Source organism: Microbacterium sp. W4I4 (assembly GCF_030816235.1).
Lineage (GTDB): Bacteria > Actinomycetota > Actinomycetes > Actinomycetales > Microbacteriaceae > Microbacterium.
This window is the reverse complement of sequence record NZ_JAUSXT010000001.1, coordinates 521,717-540,061: the sequence shown is the minus strand read 5'-3', so window position 1 is coordinate 540,061 and position 18,345 is coordinate 521,717. Positions and strand designations below refer to the sequence as shown.

Sequence of the window (18,345 nt, the reverse complement as noted above, 5' to 3'; positions counted from 1 at the left end):
GGAGTCGTTCACCTCACCACCACGCCCTCCGCCCGGAGGGCGTCCTTGACGTCGCCGACCGTCAGCAGTCCGCTGTGGAAGACGCTGGCGGCGAGCACGGCATCCGCTCCCGCTTCGATCGCGGGGGCGAAGTCGCTCACGGCGCCGGCACCGCCGGAGGCGATCACGGGCACGGATGACACGTCGCGCATGAGGCCGACGAGCTCCAGATCGAAGCCGTCCTTCGTGCCGTCCGCATCGATCGAGTTGACCAGGAGCTCGCCCGCGCCGCGCTCGATGGCCTCACGCGCCCATTCGAGGGCATCCAGGGTCGTCTCGGCACGACCGCCGTGCGTCGTGACGACGAAGCCCGACGGCGTGGTGCCGGCGCGCTTCACGTCCAGCGACAGCACCAGCACCTGGGCCCCGAAGCGATCCGCGATCTCGCCGATGAGCTCCGGTCGGGCGATGGCGGCCGAGTTCACGCCCACCTTGTCCGCCCCCACGGAGAGCAGACGCGCCACGTCCTCGGCGCTGCGCACTCCCCCGCCGACGGTGAGCGGCACGAACACCTGCTCGGCCGTGCGCTGCACGACCTCGTAGGTCGTCGCCCGTGCGTCGACCGTGGCGGTCACGTCGAGGAAGGTGATCTCATCCGCGCCCTGCGCGGCGTAGTGCACCGCGAGCTCGACAGGATCGCCCATGTCGCGCAGGTCCTTGAAGTTGACGCCCTTGACGACGCGGCCGGCGGCCACATCGAGGCAGGGGATGACGCGAGCGGCCAGCGTCATCAGAGCCTCGCGGCGTGGATCGCGGTGACCAGGATCGCCCGCGCGCCGAGAGCGTACAGGTCGTCCATCACCTGGTTCATGCCCTTGCGCGGGATCATGACGCGCACGGCGACCCACTCGGGGTCGCGCAGCGGCGAGATCGTCGGCGACTCCCGGCCACCGGCGATGGCGGCCGCCTCGTCGACCAGGCGGGCGGGCAGATCGTAGTCCAGCAGGACGAAGCGACGGGCGACCATCACGCCGCGCAGGCGGCGCAGCAGACGTGCGGTGCCGGGGACGTCTCCTGGGCGGCTGATCAGGACGGCCTCGGACTCGATGATCACCGGTCCGAAGATCTCCAGGCCGGCCTGGCGGAGGGTGGTGCCGGTCTCGACGACGTCGGCGATCACGTCGGCGACGCCCAGTTGCACGGCCGACTCGACGGCGCCGTCCAGCGGCACCAGTTCAGCGGTGACGCCGTGCTCGCGCAGGAAGTCGTCGACCAGGCCCGGGTAGGCGGATGCGACGCGCACGCCCTCGAGGTCGGCGATGGTCTGATACCTGCCGGGAGGGGCGGCGAAGCGGAAGGTCGAGCGGGCGAAGCCCAGCTGCTCGATCTCGCGCGCGTCGTCCTGGCGCACGTCGCGCAGCAGATCCCGACCGGTGATGCCCACGTCGAGGGCGCCGGAGGCCACGTACGTGGCGATGTCGCGGGGACGCAGGTAGAAGAACTCGACGTCGCTGTCGGCGTCGATGACGTGCAGGGTCTTGGGATCACGCCGGCCGGTGTACCCGGCTTCGGCGAGCATCTCGGCGGCGGTCTCGGAGAGCGAGCCCTTGTTCGGAACGGCGATGCGCAGCATGAAGGTCTTTCTGTTCGAACGGTCTGGTGGGGACGCGCTCACAGATGTCGGTAGACGTCCTCCAGGCTCAGCCCCTTGGCGAGCATCATCACCTGCAGGTGGTACAGCAGCTGGGAGATCTCCTCAGCCGCGTTCTCGTCGCTCTCGTACTCCGCGGCCATCCACACCTCGGCGGCCTCTTCGACGATCTTCTTGCCGATCGCATGCACGCCGCGGTCCAGCTGGGCGACCGTCCCGGAGCCCTCGGGGCGGGTCTCGGCGGTGCGCTGGAGCTCGGCGAACAGCTCGTCGAATGTCTTCACGATTCCAGGCTAGCCGCTCTGGCGAGATCCCGGAGCCGGGTGACGGCCGCCTCGATGTCGTCGGCGCCGTACACGGCGGACCCGGCGACGAACGTGTCGGCCCCCGCCTGTGCCGCCTGTTCGATCGTGGAGGCGGAGATTCCGCCGTCGACCTGCAGCCAGACGTCCGATCCGCGGCGGCGGGCCTCGTCGCGCAGGGCGCGCAGCTTGGGCATGGTCTCGGGCATGAAACCCTGTCCCCCGAAGCCGGGCTCCACGGTCATGACCAGCACCTGATCGAACTCGTCGAGGATGTCGTAGAGCGCCTCGCCGGCGGTTCCGGGCTTGATCGCGACACCGGCACGCGCCCCCATGTCCCGCAGCCTGCGGGCGAGCGTGACCGGGTCGGCGGCGGCTTCGAGATGGAATGTGACGCTCGCCGCGCCCAGCTCCGCGTAGCCGGGAGCCCAACGATCCGGATCGGAGATCATCAGGTGCACGTCCAGCGGGATGGGGCTTGTCGCCTGGATGCGTTCGACCATCTGCGGCCCGAAGGTGAGGTTCGGGACGAAGTGGTTGTCCATCACATCGACGTGCGCGAAGTCGGCCGTGGCGATGCGGGCGAGATCCCTCTGCATGTTGACGAAGTCCGCGGCGAGAATGCTGGGGTTGATGCGGGGTGAGGTGGGGAGATTCACGGGGTCATCCTTCCTGAGCAGTGCGGTCTTGGCGCTGCAGCAGCGCGAGGAACATGGCGTCCGTTCCGTGACGGTGGGGCCACAGCTGCACGCGTCGGGCTTCCGCGTCGGGGGCCGAGGCGAGATCGATCGGCGCGGTGGCCACCTCGGCCATGACGGCCTGCGCATCGAGCTCGGTGACGTCGTCGCGGTGCCGCAGCACCTCGGACACGACGCCCGAGGTCTCGGCCAGATGCGGCGAGCAGGTCACATAGGCGACGATTCCACCCGGGGCGAGGGCGTCGATCGCGGCATCCAGCAGCTGCGTCTGCAGCACGACCAGCTCGGCCACGTCGGCGGGCGACTTGCGCCAGCGCGCCTCCGGACGGCGGCGCAGGGCGCCGAGTCCGGTGCAGGGCGCGTCGACGAGGATGCGGTCGAAGGCGCCCGGATGCTGCGCCGCGAACTCGCGGCCGTCCTGCTCATGCACGGGCACGTCGATCGGCAGCGGACGCAGTGCCTTGCGGACCAGACCGGCGCGCACCGGCACGACCTCGTTGGCCTCCAGCTGCACGCCGTCGCGGTGAGCGATGGCGGCAAGAAGCGCGGTCTTCCCGCCGGGGCCCGCGCACAGGTCCAGCCACCGCTCCCCCGCGCGGACGGGCGCGGCGGATGCCAGGGCCAGGGCGACGAGCTGCGAGCCCTCGTCCTGCACGCGGATCGTTCCGGCCGCATCGCGGAGCACTTCGCGCGGATCGCCTCCGGGTGACGCGAAGGCCGTGGCCGCGTAGGGCCGTGCCGGCTCGCCGCGCTCGGCCAGCCCTGGCAGTGCCACCAGCGTGACCTCGGGCGAGACGTTGTCCGCGTGAAGCAGCTCGTCGAGCTCGTCGCCGCGGCCCTCTGCGGCCAGGGCGCGACGAAGCGCCCTGATCACCCAGACCGGGTGCGCGGTGCGAAGGGCGAGTCGTTCGTCGTCGGAGCGCGCATCGGCTTCGATGCGCTCTTGCCAGACCCCGGCGTCGTCTCGGGCGATGCGCCGCAGCACGGCGTTCGCGAAGCCCGAGGCGCCGCGTCCGACCTCGGCGGCGACGAGGTTCACGGATTCGTTGACCGCTGCGTGCGGGGCCACGCGGGTGGCCAGCAGTTGATGGGTCGCCAGTCGCAGCGCATCCAGGACGGCGGGATCGATCTCCTCGACCGGGCGCCCTGCGGCAACCGCGATGATCGCGTCGTAGGTGCCGCGGCGTCGCAGCGTGCCGTACGCGAGCTCGGTCGCGAGTCCGGCATCCGCCGGGTTGAGCCCTGCCTCGACGATCAGCTTCGGCAGCAGCAGATTCGCGTAGGCGTCGTCGTCGGTCACCGCGCGCAGCACGTCGTAGGCGACCCAGCGGGCGGGCTGGATGCCGCGTTTGCCCTTCTCTGCGGCGCTCATGAGCCGGCTCGCACGGACTCGTCGGCGCGGAGGCCGCGCCACCAGTCGGCGGCGTTCATCGCCCCTTTGCCTGCGGGCTGCACGCGCGTCACCTCCAGGGCTCCGGCACCGCAGCCGATCAGGACGGCGGTCTTCGTGGCGAACACCTCACCAGGTGCGAGTGACGGGGCATCTGCGGCGGGCGCGGCGGCGAGGATCTTCAGCCGCGCGCCGTCGATGGTCGTGTGCGCGCCGGGCTCGGGCGTCACACCCCGGTATCGCGCGAACACGGACGCCACCGGCTGCGTCCAGTCCAGTGCGCCGTCCTCGAAAACGAGCTTGGGGGCGAGCGTGATGGTGCCCTCCTGGACGGTCGCCGTCGCGGTGCCACCGGCGATTCCCGTGACCACGTCGTCGGTGACGCCGGCGCCCGCCTCGGCCAGGATGGCCAGCGCCGTGTCGGCCGTCGCATCTGCCGGGATGTCGACCGTCTGCATGGCGAACACGTCACCGGCATCGAGTGCCGGGACGAGCTGGAAGACGCTGACTCCGAGCTCGGTGTCGCCGGCGATGAGTGCCCGCTGCACGGGAGCCGCGCCGCGCCACGCCGGCAGCAGAGAGAAGTGCAGGTTGATCCAGCCGTGCCGCGGTGCGGACAGCAGCGGCTCACGGACGATCCCGCCATAGGCGACGATGACACCGAGATCCGCGTCCAGGGCGGCGATCTGCGCCGTCGCCTCGTCATCCAGTCGGGCCGCCCTGATCACCGGAAGCCCGAGCGCCTCGGCCGCCGCGGCGACCGGGGAGGGGGTCAGGACGCGCTTGCGTCCCTGGGGCGCGTCGGGTCGGGTGACCACCGCGGCGATCTCGTGACGGGCGGCGAGGGCGTGCAGGGTGGGCACGGCGACGGCGGGCGTGCCTGCGAAGACGAGGCGCATGGAAGGTTCTCCGCTCGGGGTTGATCGGCGTTCGGGGCAACCGGCGCCCGGTTCGGCGTCGGGTTGCGTTCAGATCTCTGGTTCGAGGATATCGAGGTGCACGGAGAGCGACACCCGTGGCGCACCTCGGCCACGGCGTCGCTGGGCGGCATCCGCGACCACCGCGGCCCGCAGCACGCTCGCGACGCCCTGGCCGGCCGCGTAGCCGAAGCGGACCAGCGCGCGCACGCGTCCGTCGTCTCCCGAGGGCAGGGGCCCGAGTACGGCGTCACCGGAGATCCCGATCTCCGCCAGCGCGCCCAGCGCGGTGCGCACGGAAGCCGGCAGGCCGTCGATCTGCGCGACGCGTGCGGTCGGAGGCATGTGCAGCGGCAGCCGCGCCTCGAGTTCGCTGCGCGCGTATGCGGCGGGCGACCAGGTCGCCAGCGCGCGTGCCACCGGACCGTTCACGCCGACCAGATGGATGGGGGCACCGGGGGCCGCCAGCGATGCGGCGTTGGCCCACCAGCGCAGGCAGGATTCGCCGATGCGCAGCTCGGGTGCCTGCAGCATCCGCGCCCCGTCGAGCAGGATCACGGCGCGGTAGCCGCCGGCGGCGGCCGGCTCGGCGCCGCGGGTGGCGACGACGAGTGCCGGCTTGGAGTCGACGTGCTGCAGCGGGTGAGCTCCGTCGGAGACGATCACGCGCACGCCGGGGAATGCTCGGCCCAGCTCGTCGGCCGTCCGCTCCGTGCCGGAGGACGCCAGCCGCACCTGATCGGAGGAGCACTCCGGGCAGTGCCAGGAGTTGGCGGAGCGCCCGCACCATCCGCACACCGGCACAGCACCACGGCGGCGTGCTCCCAGCGGGCCGCCGCAATGCGCGCATCGCGCCGGCGCACGGCATCCGGCGCAGACGAGAGTCGGAGCGAACCCGGGGCGCGCGACCTGCACGAGCACGGGGCCTTCGGCGATCGCCGCGCGAGCCGTCGCGAAGGCGCTGGAGGGAACGCGCTGACCGGTCTGCTCGAGCTCCTGTGGGGTGCTCAGCCGCACCTGCGGCGTCACCCGGCGCGTCGCGGTGATGTCCTGCAGCCACCCGTGCACGACGAGCCGTTCGGCGTCCGTGGAGCGGGTGTGCCCGAGCAGCAGCAGCGCGCTGCCCTCCTCCTCCTGACGGATCAGAGCGGCGTCGCGCGCGTGCACATACGGGGCGAGCGGTTCGGCGAGCAGTGCGTCGCCGTCATCCCAGATAGCGACGAGCCCGGCGCGTGCGGGCGAGTAGACCGCCGAGCGGTTGCCCACGACCACGCAGGGCGCGTCGTCGAGGGTGCGCAGGAATGCGCGGTAGCGATCGGGGTTGGGCTGTCTGGCGTCGTGGCGGACCACGGCTTCGTCGTCGACGAGGGTCGCGAGAGCGGCGAGCAGGACGTCCTGGTCGCGGTAGTCGGGAACCACCAGCACGCTGGAGCGGCCCTCGGCCAGTTGCAGGGCCGCGGCGGATGCCATCAGCAGAGCCCATGCGGGGACGTCGTCCTGCGCGACCGGGATGGCCTCCACCGCGGCGCGACCGGACTCGGCCAGCAGGGCGTCCAGACCGTCGTAGGCGGCGACGGCTGTGCGAGCGCGCGTCAGGGCCGCGTCATCCGGGACGGGGGCGGCCGCGGGAGAGCGCCAGGCCTTCTCGACGCGCACCTGACGCTTGGGGATCGCGAGTCGCAGGATGTCGGATGCCGCGCCCGCAGCCCGATCCGCGGCGCGACGAGCGAGCCGGTACAGGCGGTCGGGCATGACCACCGTCGACGAGACCACGCTGTCGATCTCGGAGAGCGTGCGACCGGCATCCGGTTCGACGTCGATCTCGACGATGAAGCCGTCGATCACCCGCCCCGCGGTGCGCAGCGGTGCCTTGATCCGCACGCCGGGCGTGACCTCGCCGAGCGCGTCCGGCAATGCGTAGTCGAACAGTCGATCCAGCTGCGGAAGCGGCGAGTCGATGAGCACGCGGGCGATGCGGCGCGCACCGCCCGCGCTCGCGGGCGGCTGCTCCGCCGATTCGACCGGGTCCGGGGCCACGGCGGACTCAGACGCCGGCAGCGCGACGCAGCTCTTCTGCGCGGTCGATGCGCTCCCACGTGAAGTCGGGCAGCTCGCGGCCGAAGTGGCCGTAGGCGGCGGTCTGCGCGTAGATCGGACGCAGCAGGTCGAGATCCTCGATGATGGCCTGCGGGCGCAGGTCGAACACGGACTCGATGGCGCGGATGATCGCATCGTCGGAGACCGTTCCGGTGCCGAACGTCTCCACGTACAGACCGACGGGGCGGGCGACGCCGATGGCGTAGGCCACCTGCACCTCGGCGCGATCGGCGAGTCCTGCGGCGACGACGTTCTTGGCCACCCAGCGCATCGCATAGGCCGCGGAGCGGTCGACCTTCGACGGGTCCTTGCCGCTGAATGCGCCGCCGCCGTGGCGGGCTGCGCCGCCGTAGGTGTCGATGATGATCTTGCGGCCGGTCAGCCCCGCGTCGCCCTTCGGACCGCCGGTGACGAAGGGCCCTGCCGGGTTGATGTAGTAGGTCAGATCCTCGGACAGGTCGAGTCCGGTCTGCGCGAGCACGGGGTCGATGACCTTCTCGCGCACGAGCGCCTTCAGCTCGTCCTGCGAGATGTCGGGGTGGTGCTGGGTGGACAGCACGACCGCCTCGATGGACTTCGGCGTGAAGCCGTCGTAGCCCAGCGTGACCTGGGTCTTGCCGTCGGGGCGCAGGAAGTCCAGCTCGCCCGAGCGGCGCACCTCGGTGAGTCGCTCGGCGATGCGGTGCGCGGTCCACGCGGCCATCGGCATGAGCTGCGGGGTCTCGTTCGTCGCGAAGCCGAACATGATGCCCTGGTCGCCCGCGCCGAGTTCGTCGCGCGGGTCGGTGGAGCCCCCGTCGCGCTGCTCCTGCGCCTGATCGACGCCGTGTGCGATGTCGGTGGACTGCTCCCCCACCGAGATGCTCACACCGCAGGACGAGCCGTCGAAGCCCATGTCGCTGGAGGTGTAGCCGATGCCGTTGACGACGTCGCGCACGATCGTGGGGATGTCGACGTAGCCCTCGGTGCGGATCTCACCGGCCACGTGCACGAGTCCGGTGGTCACCAGGGTCTCCACCGCCACACGGGAGTCGCGATCGACCGCCAGCAGACCGTCGAGGATGCTGTCGGAGATCTGATCGCAGATCTTGTCGGGGTGCCCCTCGGTGACGGACTCGGACGTGAACAGGCGCAGGGCGCTCATCGGTGCTCCAAAGCAGGGTTGTCGGGCGGAACCGGGGTCGGCTCGACGCCAGTATGCGTGAAGCCGCCGACATCCGGTTGCGGACGTCGGCGGCTCACAGGGTGCAGGTGGTCACTCGGCGTGACGGATGCGGAGCTTGTCCTCGTTGATCTCGTGCAGAGCGATCGTGAGGGGCTTGTCCTCGACGGACGAGTCGACCAGCGGGCCCACGTTGTCGAAGAGGTTGCCCTCGTGCAGGTCGGAGTAGTAGTCGTTGATCTGGCGCGCGCGCTTGGACGCGAAGATCACGAGCTCGTACTTCGAGGAGACGCGCTCCAGCAGATTGTCGATCGGCGGGTCGATGATGCCCTGATTGTGTCCGGCCATGGTGGACCTCCTGGTCAGGCGACGCTGCCATCGGACGATGACGTGTCGCTAAATCGGTGAAACTGAGCGCGCGCGAGGATCAGCGCGCAGAGCCTGAGTTCAATTCTACGACCTCCCGCGCCGCCGTGGCGACGTCGGCGTTCACGACGAGGTAATCGAACTCGTTCTGGGCCGCCAGCTCCTTGCGCGCGGTGCGCAGTCGGCGGGCGCGCTCCTCGGCGTCCTCGGTGCCCCGGCCGATCAGCCGCTGCACGAGCTCGTCCCACGTGGGCGGCAGCAGGAACACCAGGGTCGCGGACGGCTCCGCGGCGCGCACCTGGCGTGCACCCTGCAGATCGATCTCGAGCAGAACCGTCCTGCCCTCGGCCAGTGCCGCATCCACGGGACCGCGCGGAGTGCCGTAACGGTACTTGTTGTGGACCGTCGCGTGCTCGAGCAGCTGGTCATCGGAGATCATCCGGTCGAACGTCTCGTCGTCGACGAAGTAGTAGTGCACGCCGTCGATCTCGCCCGGCCGCGGGGATCGGGTGGTGGCGGACACCGACAGGTGGATCTGCGGATGACTCTCGCGGATGTGCGCGGCGACCGTTCCCTTGCCGACAGCGGTCGGTCCGGCGAGCACCAGCAGCCGGCTGCGTCCGGGACGCGCCGAGTGCGGAGGGAAGCGCTCGTCGAGCCAGCCCGACAGCGCGGCGAGCTGACGCACGCCGAGCCCGCCCAGTCGCTTGACCGGCGAGATGTGCAGCTCCTCCAGGATGCGGTCGCGCTTGCCCGTGCCGATCGCGGGCAGCGCGAGCAGGAAGTCGGTCACGCGCATGGTCGCGGCATCCGAGTCGGGATCCTGCACCGCCTGTCGCAGGACTTCCTGACCCGTCGTGACGCGCGTGGTCAGGTCGCGTTTGATCGAGGCGCGACCGCGTCGTCGCTCCAGTGCCCGCTGGGACGCCGCCTGGCGGTCGACCTCAGGGACGATGCGATGTTCAGCCACGAAGAACCTCCTGATACCGTGCGGCCCGTTCCGCGATGACTGCAGCGATCCCCTGCGGTCCCGCGCCGAGGATGCTGCGGCTCTCGCTCGCGAGCACCTGCCCCGCGAGTGCGCCGAACCTGGGAACCAGGTCCTCCGGCCTCGCGCCCTGTGCGCCGAAACCGGGCGCGAGGATCGGCGTGCCGGCCAGGGACCGGACGTCGAGCCCCGCCTCTGCGAGGTCGACGGTCGCCCCGATCACCACGCCGACCGGACCCAGCCCGCCCGCGAAGGCGGGAGATCCGTTCGCCCAGGTGATGTCGCGGACGACGCGCTGCGCGACGGTCTGGTCGTCAGCGGCGGCGACGTCGACCGTGCGTGCGGTCTGCAGCGACGCGGCCTCGGGGTTGCTGGTGGCCGCCAGCACGAACACGCCCTTGCCCGCCCGCACCGCGGTCGTGATGGTCTCGCGCAGCGACTCGGGCCCGAGGTAGGGGCTGACGGTCACGGCATCCGATTCCAGGGGCGCACCCGGCTCGACCCATGCCGACGCGTATCCCGCCATCGTCGAGCCGATGTCACCGCGCTTCGCGTCGGACAGCACGAGCAGCCCGGCGGACCGCGCGCTCGCGATGACATCCTCGAGTGCGGCGAAGCCCTTCGACCCGAAGCGCTCGAAGAACGCGACCTGCGGCTTGACCACGCCGACCCTGCCCGCGGCGGCCTCCACCACCGCGAGTCCGAACGAGCGCAGCCCTTCGGCGTCCTGCGACAGGCCCCACTGCTCGAGCAGCGCCGCATGCGGATCGATGCCGACGCAGAGCGGGCCGTGCGCATCCAGCGCCGCGCGAAGGCGCACGCCGAACGACGCGGCGATCTCGGGCGACGCGGCGATTTCGGAGGACTGGGGCATCTCGGCGGACTGGGTCACTTCGCGGCCCTGCGGTCCAGCTCGTACTCCTGCAGGCTGCGCACCGAGAAGCCCTCGTTCGCCGCATCCATGCCGCTCACCGCGGCGCCGAGCACCGCCATGGTGGTGAACAGCGCCTTGTCCGCTGCGACAGCGGCCGCGCGGATCTCGTAGCCGTCGGCGCGTGCCGTGCCGCCGCTGGGCGTGTTCACGACGATGTCGATCTCGCCGTCGTTGATCAGGTCCACGATGTTGCGCTCACCGCTGGCCTGCGTCTCGCTGTACTTGGACACCACGGTGACGTGGATGCCATTGCGGGCGAGGATCTCTGCGGTCCCCTCGGTGGCGACCAGCGTGAACCCGAGCTGCTGCAGACGGTGCGCGGGCAGGATGACGGCCCGCTTGTCGGAGTCGGCCACCGAGATGAACACGGTGCCCGAGGTCGGCATGCCGCCGTACGCCGCGGCCTGGCTCTTCGCGAACGCGGTCGGGAAGTCCTTGTCGATGCCCATGACCTCGCCGGTCGAGCGCATCTCCGGGCCGAGCACGGAGTCCACGACCTTGCCGTCGTGGGTGCGGAACCGCTTGAAGGGCAGCACGGCCTCCTTGACGGCGATCGGGGCGCCCAGCGGCACCTTCGAACCGTCCTGGACGGGGATCATGCCCTCGGCGATGAGCTCGGCGACGGTGGATCCGGTCATGATGCGGCTGGCGGCCTTGGCCAGCGGGATGCCCAGCGCCTTCGACACGAACGGCACCGTGCGGCTCGCGCGCGGGTTCGCCTCGATGACGTAGAGCACGCCGGCGCTGATCGCGAACTGCACGTTCAGCAGACCGCGCACCCCCACGCCCTCGGCGATCAGGCGCGTCGCGTCGCGGACGCGGTCGATGTCGCTGCGTCCGAGCGAGATGGGCGGCAGGGTGCAGCTCGAGTCGCCGGAGTGGATGCCGGCCTCCTCGAGGTGCTCCATGATGCCGCCGATGTACAGGTCGGTGCCGTCGAACAGGGCGTCCACGTCGAGCTCGATCGCATCGTCGAGGAAGCGGTCCACCAGCAGCGGCTTGCCCTCCTCGATGATGACCTGGCCCGCCGTGCGAACGAAGTAGTCGCGCAGCGATTCGGTGTCGTAGACGATCTCCATGCCGCGACCGCCGAGCACGAAGCTCGGGCGCACGAGCACGGGGTAGCCGATCTCCTCGGCGATGCGCACAGCGCCCTCCACGTCGATCGCCGTGCCGTTGCGCGGTGCGACGAGTCCGGCGTCGTCCAGCAGGCGCGAGAACAGCTCGCGCTCCTCGGCCAGGTCGATCGCGGCGGGGCTGGTGCCGAGCACGGTGTAGCCGGCGGCCTCGATGCCCTTCGCGAGTCCGAGCGGTGTCTGGCCGCCGAGCTGGCAGACCACGCCGAGGATGGTGCCGCTGTGCGACTCGGCGTCCAGCACCTCCAGCACGTCCTCGAGGGTCAGCGGCTCGAAGTACAGCCGGTCCGAGGTGTCGTAGTCGGTGGAGACCGTCTCGGGGTTGCAGTTGACCATGATGGTCTCGTAACCGGCATCCGACAGTGCGAACGACGCGTGCACGCAGGAGTAGTCGAACTCGACGCCCTGACCGATGCGGTTCGGGCCGGATCCGATGATGACGACCTTGGTGCGCTCCGAGGGGATGACTTCGGTCTCGAAGTCGTAGCTCGAGTAGTGGTACGGCGTGAGGGCCGGGAACTCTCCCGCACAGGTGTCGACCGTCTTGTAGACCGGGCGCAGGCCCAGGGCGTGGCGGATGCCGCGCACCTCGACGTCGGTGATGCCGCGCAGCTGCGCGATCTGGATGTCGGAGAAGCCGTGCTCCTTGGCGAGGCGCAGCGTGGCCGCATCCAGCTCGGGTGCCTGGGCGACCGTCTCGGCGACCTCGTTGATCAGCACGATCTGGTCCAGGAACCACGGGTCCATCGCGGTTGCGTCGAACGCCTGCTCGATGGTGGCGCCCTTGCGCAGCGCCTGCTGCAGCACGACGATGCGGCCGTCGGTGGGTGTCTTCGAGATCTCGAGCAGCTCCTCCATGGAGCGCTCCTCGGCGCCCCAGTGGAACGACGATCCACGCTGCTCGAGGGAGCGGAGGGCCTTCTGCAGGGCGGTGGTGTAGTTGCGGCCGATGGCCATGGCCTCGCCGACCGACTTCATGGTGGTCGTCAGGGTCGCGTCCGCCGCGGGGAACTTCTCGAAGGCGAAGCGCGGCACCTTGACCACGACGTAGTCCAGCGTCGGCTCGAAGCTCGCGGGAGTGACACCGGTGATGTCGTTCGGGATCTCGTCGAGGCGGTAGCCGAGCGCCAGCTTGGCCGCGAGCTTGGCGATCGGGAAGCCGGTGGCCTTCGATGCCAGGGCAGAGGACCGTGAGACACGTGGGTTCATCTCGATGACGATGATGCGTCCGTTGGACGGGTCGACGGCGAACTGGATGTTGCAGCCGCCGGTGTCCACGCCCACGGCGCGGATGATGTCGATCGAGATGTCGCGGAGCTTCTGGTACTCGCGGTCGGTGAGCGTGAGGGCCGGGGCGACGGTGATCGAGTCGCCGGTGTGCACGCCGACCGGGTCGACGTTCTCGATCGAGCAGACGACGACCGTGTTGTCGGCCGTGTCGCGCATGAGCTCGAGCTCGTACTCCTTCCAGCCCAGGATCGACTCCTCCAGGAGCACCTCGTGGGTGGGCGAGTCGTGCAGGCCGGCACCGCCGATGCGGCGCAGGTCCGCCTCGTCGTAGGCGAAGCCCGAACCGAGGCCGCCCATGGTGAACGAGGGCCGGACGACGAGAGGGTAGCCGAGTTGCTCAGCACCGGCGATCAGGTCGTCCATGCTGTGGCAGATGACGGACTTCGCGACATCGGCGCCGGCCTCCAGCACCAGTTCCTTGAAGATCTGGCGGTCCTCGCCCTTGCGGATGGCGTCGACCTTCGCGCCGATCAGCTCGACGTCGTACTTCTCCAGGATGCCGCGCTCGTGCAGCGCCATGGCGGCATTGAGGGCCGTCTGACCGCCGAGGGTGGGCAGAATGGCATCCGGCCTCTCCTTGGCGATGATCGTCTCGATCACCTCGGGGGTGATCGGCTCGATGTAGGTCGCGTCGGCGAAGTCGGGGTCGGTCATGATCGTGGCCGGGTTCGAGTTCACCAGGATGACGCGCACGCCCTCCTCGCGGAGGACACGGCAGGCCTGGGTGCCGGAGTAGTCGAACTCGCACGCCTGGCCGATGACGATCGGGCCGGAGCCGATCACGAGAACGGAGTTGATGTCTTCGCGCTTCGGCATTACTTGGCGTCCTTCTGGATCAGATCTGACAGAACCAGGTCGCGGAACCTGGCGAAGAGGTAGTGGGCGTCGTGGGGACCTGCCGCGGCCTCGGGGTGGTACTGCACCGAGAAGGCGGGGATGTCGTGCGCGCGCAGGCCTTCGACGACCTGGTCGTTCAGTCCGACATGGCTGACCTCGACGGCGCCGTACCCGTTCGGGCTGGCGAAGGTGCCCTCCAGGGGCGCCTCGACCGCGAAGCCGTGGTTGTGCGCGGTGATCTCCACGCGGCCGGTCGACTTGTCCAGCACCGGCTGATTGATGCCGCGGTGCCCGAACGTGAGCTTGTAGGTGCCCAATCCGAGTGCGCGTCCGAAGAGCTGGTTGCCGAAGCAGATGCCGAAGTACGGCAGCCGGGCGTCGAGCACCTCGCGGAGCACCGCGACCTGAGCGTCGGATGCCGACGGGTCGCCGGGGCCGTTCGAGTAGAACACTCCGACGGGCTCGACCGCGCGGATGTCGGCGAAGGATGCCGACTGCGGCAGCACGTGCACGTCGAAGCCGAGGGCGGCGAGGTTGTCGAGCGTGGACTGCTTGATGCCCAGGTCGAGCACGGCGAGGTTGCCGATGCGGTCGGCCGCCGCGGGGATGACGCGGGTCTCGGAGACCGACACCGCGGCGGAGAGGTTCTGGCCGGCCATCTGCGGGGCGTCCGTCACCTGACGCAGCTGCTCCTCGGCATCCAGCTCTGCGGCCGGCCCGGAGAAGATGCCGCCGCGCATGGAACCGGCGTCGCGGATGCGACGGGTCAGCGCGCGGGTGTCGATCCCGCTGATGCCGACGATGCCGTCGTTCACCAGCGCGTCGTCCAGGGACTCCTCGGAGCGCCAGTTCGACACGCGTCGGGCGGGGTCGCGCACGATGTACCCGGCGACCCAGATCCGGGTGGACTCCATGTCCTCCTGGTTCATGCCGGTGTTGCCGATGTGCGGCGCGGTCTGCAGCACGATCTGCCCTGCGTAGGAGGGGTCGGTGAGCGTCTCCTGGTAGCCGGTCATACCGGTGGCGAAGACGACCTCGCCGAGCGTGGTTCCGAGGGCGCCGTATGCGCGGCCCTCGAAGCGGGTGCCGTCCTCGAGCACGAGCACGGCGGGCGTCAGCGGGGACGTGGTCCCCGTGTGCGATGCGGTCAAGACTGTTCTCCGTTCTCCGGGGCGGCGCTCAGGCGCTCGAGCTCCGGAAGTATCTGCTGCGGCTCGGCGGATGCGAGGCGCAGGAATGAATCCACGAGGATGCCGTCGGCGACCCGCCACACCAGGCGGATCAGGCCGCCCGGCTCCACGACGCGGTCGATGGTGACGGTGGCGCGGTCCGCTGAGACGAGTCGTGTCGAGGCGATGAAGACCGTGGGAGCGCCGTCCAGGCTCAGTGCCACTCCCCTGTCGGTGAGCACGAGCTCACCTCGTGCGCGGTACGCCAGCGGCTGCACGACGACGCGCTCGAGGGGCTGATCGTGCGCGGTCGTCGACACGTAGAGCACCTCGTGACGACCGGTCACCTCGGCATGCTCCGGGACTCCGATCGGCGCGGTCAGAGCGGAGTCCCGCCGGATTCGTCGTCGCCAGCCGAGGAACATGGCGATGAGGATCACGGCGGCGACGCAGGCCATGACCAGCGCTGCACTCTCGCGCGTCACTTCGCCGTACCCAGCTGCTCGACCAGTGCGCCGTCCTCGACGGTGACGACACCGCCGTGCAGGGTCCACTGCACACGGCCCGGCAGCTCCCTCCCGAGATAGGGCGAGTTGTGGCTGCGGCCGTGCAGGTCGGCTTCCGTGAACACGCCGGGCGCGTCCGCGTCGTACAGCGTGATGTGCGCGGGGCGGCCGACCTCGAGTGAGCCGAACCCGTCGAGCTGACCTATCCGCGCGGGGGTCGTGCTCAGCACGCGCGCGACGTCGGACCATTCCAGCATCCCGGTGGCGACCATCGACTGGTGGACCACCCGCAGCGCGCTCTCCAGACCGACCATGCCGTTCGCGGCCGCCTGCCACTCGCAGGCCTTGTTCTCGGCGGGGTGCGGGGCGTGGTCGGTGGCGACGATGTCGATCGTGCCGTCGGCGAGTCCTTCGCGCACGGCGAGGACGTCCTCCTGCGTGCGCAGCGGCGGGTTTACCTTGTAGCGCGCGTCGTAGTCGCGGACGAGCTCGTCGGTCAGCAGCAGGTGGTGCGGGGTGACCTCGGCTGTCACCTGCACGCCGCGCTTCTTGGCCCAGCGGATCAGGTCCACGGAACCGGCGGTGGAGAGGTGGCACACGTGCAGGCGCGAGCCGACGTGCTCGGCGAGCAGCACGTCGCGGGCGATGATCGACTCCTCGGCGACGGCCGGCCAGCCGGCCAGCCCCAGCTCGGCGGAGACGATGCCCTCGTTCATCTGGGCGCCCTCGGTCAGACGCGGGTCCTGCGCGTGCTGCGCGATCACCCCGCCGAAGGACTTCACGTACTCCAGGGCGCGGCGCATGATCAGCGGGTCCCAGACGCAGAAGCCGTCGTCGCTGAAGACGCGGACGCGTGCGCGGGAGGCGGCCATCGCACCGAGCTCGGCGAGCCGCTCGCCCTTCTGCCCCACGGTGACGGCGCCGATCGGCTGCACGGTGGCGTAACCGGCGGCCTCGCCGAGGGCGAGCTCCTGCTCGACGACTCCGGCGGTGTCGGCCACGGGCTGGGTGTTCGGCATCGCGAACACGGCGGTGAACCCGCCGGCCGCGGCCGCACGTGTGCCGGTGAGCACCGTTTCGGATGCTTCGAAGCCGGGCTCGCGGAGGTGCGTGTGCAGGTCGACGAGGCCGGGCAGGGCGACGAGCCCTGCGGCGTCGATGACGCGCGCACCGGAGCGACTGAGTCCGGATCCCATCTCGGCGATGACACCGTTCTCGATGACGATGTCGGTGCTCTCGCGGCCGAGCAGCTGGACTCCTGCGATGACGAGGGCCTGGCTCATTTCACTTCCCCTCGTTCGTCGTTCCGCTCCCCTGCGAGAAGCAGGTACAGCACTGCCATCCGCACCGAGACGCCGTTCGTGACCTGCTCCAGCACGGTGGATCGTGGGGAGTCGGCGGCCTCGGAGGAGATCTCCAGGCCGCGGTTCATCGGGCCGGGGTGCATCACAATGCTACCCTCCGGCAGACCCGCCGCACGCACGGCATCCAGACCCCACAGCCGCGAATACTCCCGCTCAGTCGGGAAATACGCGGCGTGCATCCTCTCGGCCTGGATGCGCAGCATCATGACCGCGTCCGGACCGGTCGCGAGAGCCGCGTCCAGGTCGTACATGACGCGGGCGGGCCATTGCGAGACGTTCTGCGGGATCAGGGTCGGCGGGGTGACGAGAGTGACATCCGCGCCCAGCGTCGACAGCAGCCAGACGTTGGAGCGGGCGACGCGCGAGTGCAGCACGTCGCCGACGACGACCACGTGCAGTCCGCTGAGGTCTCGGCCGCGGCTGTCGGCGCCGAAGCGGCGCTTGCGGATGGTGAAGGCGTCCAGGAGCGCCTGGGTGGGGTGCTCGTGGGTGCCGTCTCCGGCGTTGACGACGCCCGCCGAGATCCAACCGCTGGTGGCGAGGGTGCGGGGGGCGCCGGATGCCGAGTGGCGCACGACCACGGCATCCGCTCCCATCGCCTGCAGAGTCTGCGCGGTGTCCTTCAGGCTCTCGCCCTTGGAGACGCTGGAACCCTTGGCTGCGAAGTTGATGACGTCGGCCGAGAGCCGCTTCGCTGCGGCTTCGAACGAGATGCGGGTGCGGGTGGAATCCTCGAAGAAGAGGTTGACCACGGTCTTGCCGAGCAGGGTCGGCAGCTTCTTGACCTGGCGGGACTGGGTGTCTGCCATGTCCTCGGCGACGTCGAGGATCTGCAGGGCGGTCGCGCGGTCGAGGGTGCGGGTGTCGAGCAGGTGCCTCATGATTCGATCGTCACCTCGTCGACCCCGTCGAGCTCCTTCAGGCGCACATTCACGCGCTCGGAGCTGGCCGACGGGATGTTCTTGCCGACGAAGTCGGGGCGGATCGGCAGTTCGCGGTGGCCGCGGTCGACGAGGATCGCCAGCCGCACGACCGCAGGGCGGCCGATCGACTGGATCGCGTCGAGGGCGGCGCGGATGCTGCGCCCGGAGAAGAGCACGTCGTCCACGAGCACCACGGTCTTGCCGTCGATGCCGCCGTCGGGGATCTCGGTGCGCTTGGGCGAGCGGGTCGGATGCTTCGACAGATCGTCGCGGAACAGCGTGATGTCCAACGATCCCACGGGGATCTCGGTGTCGGCGATCCCGGAGATGACCGGTCCGAGCCGGTCGGCGAGAGTGACCCCGCGAGTGGGGATCCCGAGGAGGACGATGCCCTCCGCTCCCCGATTGGATTCGAGGATCTCATGGGCGATGCGCGTCAGAGCGCGCGCGATATCGGCTTCCTGCAGCACGGTGCGTGCGGACATTGGCCACTTCCCTTCTCCGCCTCTCTGGACGGTTTTAAAGGTGGGTGATGTGTCCAGTCTAGCGACTCGGTGGCGTTGCAATGTCTTGGTGACGTCAATCGGAGCGCCGGCCCCGAGCTCGGCATGTCGCGCGTCGACACGCCGTGTCTGT

The 18,345-nt window shown here is 70.2% G+C and carries 17 protein-coding genes; all 17 read right to left on the bottom strand.

Translation table 11 applies throughout. The annotated features are described in order from the left end of the window. Window positions 1–8: 8 nt before the first annotated feature. Window positions 9–770: an imidazole glycerol phosphate synthase subunit HisF gene (hisF, locus tag QF046_RS02510; protein WP_307365876.1), complete on the bottom strand. Its 762-nt coding sequence runs from the start codon at window positions 768–770 to the stop codon at window positions 9–11. Further along, the gene (hisG, locus tag QF046_RS02505) at window positions 770–1,612 is read right to left on the bottom strand and encodes an ATP phosphoribosyltransferase (RefSeq protein ID WP_307365874.1); all 843 of its coding nucleotides are present in this window, start codon (window positions 1,610–1,612) and stop codon (window positions 770–772) included. The genes hisF and hisG overlap by 1 nt, the downstream gene beginning before the upstream one ends. Window positions 1,613–1,650: 38 nt before the next feature. After that, window positions 1,651–1,914 (bottom strand): phosphoribosyl-ATP diphosphatase, encoded by a 264-nt coding sequence (locus QF046_RS02500; protein ID WP_292703086.1) that lies wholly within the window; start codon window positions 1,912–1,914, stop codon window positions 1,651–1,653. Continuing rightward, a complete protein-coding gene (gene rpe / locus QF046_RS02495; protein WP_307365871.1) occupies window positions 1,911–2,591 on the bottom strand; it encodes a ribulose-phosphate 3-epimerase in 681 nt (226 codons plus the stop codon). The genes QF046_RS02500 and rpe overlap by 4 nt, the downstream gene beginning before the upstream one ends. Window positions 2,592–2,595: 4 nt before the next feature. Next, complete coding sequence (locus QF046_RS02490; RefSeq protein WP_307365868.1) at window positions 2,596–4,002, bottom strand: RsmB/NOP family class I SAM-dependent RNA methyltransferase; 1,407 nt, start codon at window positions 4,000–4,002, stop codon at window positions 2,596–2,598. Then, a complete protein-coding gene (gene fmt / locus QF046_RS02485) occupies window positions 3,999–4,919 on the bottom strand; it encodes a methionyl-tRNA formyltransferase (RefSeq protein ID WP_307365867.1) in 921 nt (306 codons plus the stop codon). Before fmt ends, QF046_RS02490 begins: the two co-directional genes overlap by 4 nt. A gap of 69 nt (window positions 4,920–4,988) precedes the next feature. After that, window positions 4,989–6,974: a primosomal protein N' gene (locus tag QF046_RS02480; RefSeq protein ID WP_307365865.1), complete on the bottom strand. Its 1,986-nt coding sequence runs from the start codon at window positions 6,972–6,974 to the stop codon at window positions 4,989–4,991. 7 nt (window positions 6,975–6,981) lie between these two features. Next, on the bottom strand, window positions 6,982–8,178 hold the full coding sequence (metK, locus tag QF046_RS02475; protein WP_307365863.1) for a methionine adenosyltransferase: 1,197 nt from the start codon (window positions 8,176–8,178) through the stop codon (window positions 6,982–6,984). A 111-nt stretch (window positions 8,179–8,289) separates the two neighbouring features. Then, window positions 8,290–8,544, bottom strand: coding sequence for a DNA-directed RNA polymerase subunit omega (rpoZ, locus tag QF046_RS02470; protein ID WP_286302125.1), 255 nt, complete (start codon window positions 8,542–8,544; stop codon window positions 8,290–8,292). Between the two features lie 79 nt (window positions 8,545–8,623). After that, window positions 8,624–9,532, bottom strand: a complete 909-nt coding sequence (gene gmk, locus QF046_RS02465; RefSeq protein ID WP_307365859.1) for a guanylate kinase — start codon at window positions 9,530–9,532, stop codon at window positions 8,624–8,626. Continuing rightward, window positions 9,525–10,424 carry an orotidine-5'-phosphate decarboxylase gene (gene pyrF, locus QF046_RS02460; protein ID WP_307372643.1) on the bottom strand — a complete coding sequence of 300 codons (900 nt, stop codon included), beginning with the start codon at window positions 10,422–10,424 and terminating at the stop codon, window positions 9,525–9,527. Before pyrF ends, gmk begins: the two co-directional genes overlap by 8 nt. Window positions 10,425–10,438: 14 nt before the next feature. Continuing rightward, window positions 10,439–13,726 carry a carbamoyl-phosphate synthase large subunit gene (carB, locus tag QF046_RS02455; RefSeq protein WP_307365856.1) on the bottom strand — a complete coding sequence of 1,096 codons (3,288 nt, stop codon included), beginning with the start codon at window positions 13,724–13,726 and terminating at the stop codon, window positions 10,439–10,441. Then, window positions 13,726–14,898: a glutamine-hydrolyzing carbamoyl-phosphate synthase small subunit gene (carA, locus tag QF046_RS02450; RefSeq protein ID WP_307365854.1), complete on the bottom strand. Its 1,173-nt coding sequence runs from the start codon at window positions 14,896–14,898 to the stop codon at window positions 13,726–13,728. Before carA ends, carB begins: the two co-directional genes overlap by 1 nt. Continuing rightward, window positions 14,895–15,401, bottom strand: a complete 507-nt coding sequence (locus QF046_RS02445; protein ID WP_307365852.1) for a hypothetical protein — start codon at window positions 15,399–15,401, stop codon at window positions 14,895–14,897. Before QF046_RS02445 ends, carA begins: the two co-directional genes overlap by 4 nt. Continuing rightward, on the bottom strand, window positions 15,398–16,705 hold the full coding sequence (locus QF046_RS02440) for a dihydroorotase (RefSeq protein WP_307365850.1): 1,308 nt from the start codon (window positions 16,703–16,705) through the stop codon (window positions 15,398–15,400). Before QF046_RS02440 ends, QF046_RS02445 begins: the two co-directional genes overlap by 4 nt. Beyond that, entirely contained in the window at window positions 16,702–17,667 is a 966-nt protein-coding gene (locus tag QF046_RS02435; RefSeq protein ID WP_307365848.1) for an aspartate carbamoyltransferase catalytic subunit, read from the bottom strand. The genes QF046_RS02440 and QF046_RS02435 overlap by 4 nt, the downstream gene beginning before the upstream one ends. Continuing rightward, the gene (pyrR, locus tag QF046_RS02430) at window positions 17,664–18,194 is read right to left on the bottom strand and encodes a bifunctional pyr operon transcriptional regulator/uracil phosphoribosyltransferase PyrR (protein ID WP_307365846.1); all 531 of its coding nucleotides are present in this window, start codon (window positions 18,192–18,194) and stop codon (window positions 17,664–17,666) included. Before pyrR ends, QF046_RS02435 begins: the two co-directional genes overlap by 4 nt. Between the last annotated feature and the right edge of the window lie 151 nt (window positions 18,195–18,345).

What these genes read in the sequence shown, in the direction of transcription:
- QF046_RS02440 (WP_307365850.1), bottom strand. Translation starts at nt 16,705, where the DNA reads ATGAGCCAGGCCCTCGTCATCGCAGGAGTCCAGCTGCTCGGCCGCGAG.
- hisG (WP_307365874.1), bottom strand. Translation starts at nt 1,612, where the DNA reads ATGCTGCGCATCGCCGTTCCGAACAAGGGCTCGCTCTCCGAGACCGCC.
- hisF (WP_307365876.1), bottom strand. Translation starts at nt 770, where the DNA reads ATGACGCTGGCCGCTCGCGTCATCCCCTGCCTCGATGTGGCCGCCGGC.
- QF046_RS02490 (WP_307365868.1), bottom strand. Translation starts at nt 4,002, where the DNA reads ATGAGCGCCGCAGAGAAGGGCAAACGCGGCATCCAGCCCGCCCGCTGG.
- rpoZ (WP_286302125.1), bottom strand. Translation starts at nt 8,544, where the DNA reads ATGGCCGGACACAATCAGGGCATCATCGACCCGCCGATCGACAATCTG.
- fmt (WP_307365867.1), bottom strand. Translation starts at nt 4,919, where the DNA reads ATGCGCCTCGTCTTCGCAGGCACGCCCGCCGTCGCCGTGCCCACCCTG.
- carB (WP_307365856.1), bottom strand. Translation starts at nt 13,726, where the DNA reads ATGCCGAAGCGCGAAGACATCAACTCCGTTCTCGTGATCGGCTCCGGC.
- pyrR (WP_307365846.1), bottom strand. Translation starts at nt 18,194, where the DNA reads ATGTCCGCACGCACCGTGCTGCAGGAAGCCGATATCGCGCGCGCTCTG.
- metK (WP_307365863.1), bottom strand. Translation starts at nt 8,178, where the DNA reads ATGAGCGCCCTGCGCCTGTTCACGTCCGAGTCCGTCACCGAGGGGCAC.
- QF046_RS02435 (WP_307365848.1), bottom strand. Translation starts at nt 17,667, where the DNA reads ATGAGGCACCTGCTCGACACCCGCACCCTCGACCGCGCGACCGCCCTG.
- pyrF (WP_307372643.1), bottom strand. Translation starts at nt 10,424, where the DNA reads ATGCCCCAGTCCTCCGAAATCGCCGCGTCGCCCGAGATCGCCGCGTCG.